At 35.4% G+C, this 1,332-nt stretch carries 2 protein-coding genes; both read left to right on the top strand.

Annotation, left to right across the window (positions count from 1 at the left end; translation table 11 throughout):
* Window positions 1–156, top strand: a 156-nt coding sequence (locus BMX60_RS11830; RefSeq protein ID WP_091351632.1) for a zinc ribbon domain-containing protein, incomplete at its 5' end; no start/stop codon positions are given.
* Window positions 157–340: 184 nt separating this feature from the next.
* Window positions 341–1,168 (top strand): Nif3-like dinuclear metal center hexameric protein, encoded by an 828-nt coding sequence (locus tag BMX60_RS11835; protein WP_091351633.1) that lies wholly within the window; start codon window positions 341–343, stop codon window positions 1,166–1,168.
* The last annotated feature ends 164 nt before the right edge of the window (window positions 1,169–1,332 follow it).

Consider the following 1,332-nt stretch of genomic DNA (forward strand, 5'->3'; position numbering starts at 1 on the left):
TATCCTTCATCTAAAACCTGTAGCAGCTGTGGAAGTATAAAAGACAAACTTTCTCTATCAGAAAGAACTTTTATATGTAAAAATTGTGGTTATAAAATAGATAGGGATTTAAATGCAAGTATAAATTTAAAAAATTACGGTAAATCAATAGCATAGCACTTAAAGCAGTTATTGATATGTACCGATACGTTAGTCGGGAATTTAAGCCTTCGGAGTGTTAAACCAAACAGGAGTAGATTTTATCGAAACTGGACACGATGAACAAGGAAGGAAACATAAACTTTATAAGATTTAATAAAAAACTTATAAAGTTTTATAAGTTTTCTGTAACGGCAGAAAAATGAACACAAAAGAAATTATGGATTTAGCTTTACAGTTGGCTGGATTAGATGAAGTACCAGAGGATTCAGGGATTATTGTAGAAGGGGAAAACATAAAAAAAGTCGCCATTGGGGTAGACATGGAGCTGGCAGAAATGTTGTTAGCTAAAGAATTAGGGGTGGACTTAGTTATAACCCACCATCCTAAAGGTGGTAGTCCAATGATTAATTTACATAAAGTTATGAAAGCCCAAATTGATCGGATGGTAGAAGCGGGAGTACCGATAAATAAAGCCCAAAAGGCCTTGGCTGAAAAGGTAGGCCAAGTGGAAAGGGGATTACATGTTTCTAACTATGATAGGGTGGTTTCTGCAGCTAAACTTTTAAAAATGCCCTTTATGGGTGTTCATACTCCTACCGATATTTTGGCAGAGAAAAAGGTTCAAAGCCATTTAGATAATGCTTTAAAGGATAAGCCTAAAGCCACATTGGATGATGTCATTAAAGCATTGGAAGAGCTACCTGAATACCAAAAAACTCAAGCAAAGCCAGTTATCCGGGTTGGAAGTAAAGATGATTATGCAGGGAAAGTATTTGTAACTATGGCTGGTGGTACCGGTGGAGGAGCCAATGTTGCTAAAGCATATTTTGAAGCTGGAGTAGGTACTTTAGTTTGTATGCATATGCCAGAAGATGTTATTAAAGCTGTAAAAGAACAAAATATAGGTAATGTTGTAGTAGCAGGTCACATGGCATCTGACTCTGTTGGTATAAACCAATTCATTAAAGCTTTAGAAGAAAAAGGATTAGAAGTTATCAGAATGAGTGGAGTAGTTAATCCAGAATAAAATTTAAGGAAAGTTATCCTGAACTGTTTGAACCCTTATTAGGGTTCATCAGTTTGTAGATAAAGTCATTTTTTTAAAGGCTGTGGTAATTAAACATTCTAACAAAGTTTTGCGTCGAGATTTAAGGCTTCTATCTAAAAGGAAGAAGGGTACCGCTCTAATTC

This window comes from Anaerobranca gottschalkii DSM 13577, assembly GCF_900111575.1.
GTDB lineage: Bacteria > Bacillota > Proteinivoracia > Proteinivoracales > Proteinivoracaceae > Anaerobranca > Anaerobranca gottschalkii.

Coding starts and splice junctions, on each gene's coding strand:
- BMX60_RS11835 (WP_091351633.1), top strand. CDS start 341: ATGAACACAAAAGAAATTATGGATTTAGCTTTACAGTTGGCTGGATTA.